The sequence below is a fragment of the Oceanicola sp. S124 genome, assembly GCF_000220565.1.
Lineage (GTDB): Bacteria > Pseudomonadota > Alphaproteobacteria > Rhodobacterales > Rhodobacteraceae > Pseudooceanicola.
Genome location: NZ_AFPM01000025.1, coordinates 1 through 579, shown reverse-complemented (window position 1 = coordinate 579; position 579 = coordinate 1). Strand labels below are relative to the sequence as shown.

The 579-nt window shown below is 65.6% G+C and carries 2 pseudogenes; both read left to right on the top strand.

Annotation, left to right across the window (positions count from 1 at the left end):
- Positions 1-291 (top strand): annotated as a pseudogene (locus OS124_RS23475) (C4-dicarboxylate ABC transporter); the annotation flags it as partial.
- A gap of 69 nt (positions 292-360) precedes the next feature.
- Positions 361-579, top strand: a pseudogene (locus tag OS124_RS23470) (C4-dicarboxylate ABC transporter); the annotation flags it as partial.

Sequence of the window (579 nt, the reverse complement as noted above, 5' to 3'; positions counted from 1 at the left end):
GGCCACCTGATCGCCTCGAACGTCTTTTCGATGTCGGAAGCGAAGTGGAGCAGCCTCGACGCCGCCCAGCAGGAAAAGGTGCAGGCCTGCGCCATCGAGTTCCAGGACGCGATGGACGCCGACACCATCCGCCAGGAGGCCGAGCTGGTCGATTTCTTCATCGGCGAGGGGCTTGAGGTCTACGCCCCCGACAAGGAGGCCTTCCGCACCCATGTGCTTGAGGTCTTCGGCAGTTCGAAGTTCTCGGCCGACTGGCCCGAGGGCGTTCTGGAAGGGATCAACGGGCTCTGAGGAGAAGCCCCGGGACAGGGACCGGTCCCGCCGCGAGGCGGGGCGGTTTCAATGAGGGAGGATGAAAAGATGACTTTGAACATGACCAAGGGACTGACCACGGCTCTGGCGCTCTGCATCGCGGGCGCGGCAACGGCACAGGATGTGCCGGGGCTGATCTATTCCGACACCGTCGCCGCCGCCGATCCGCGCAGCGCGGTGCTGGACGAGGGGTTCGCCGCCTGCCTGGGCACGGCTTTCGACTTCCAGCCCTATCACGGCGCCACGCTGGTCAAGCAGGGCACCGAG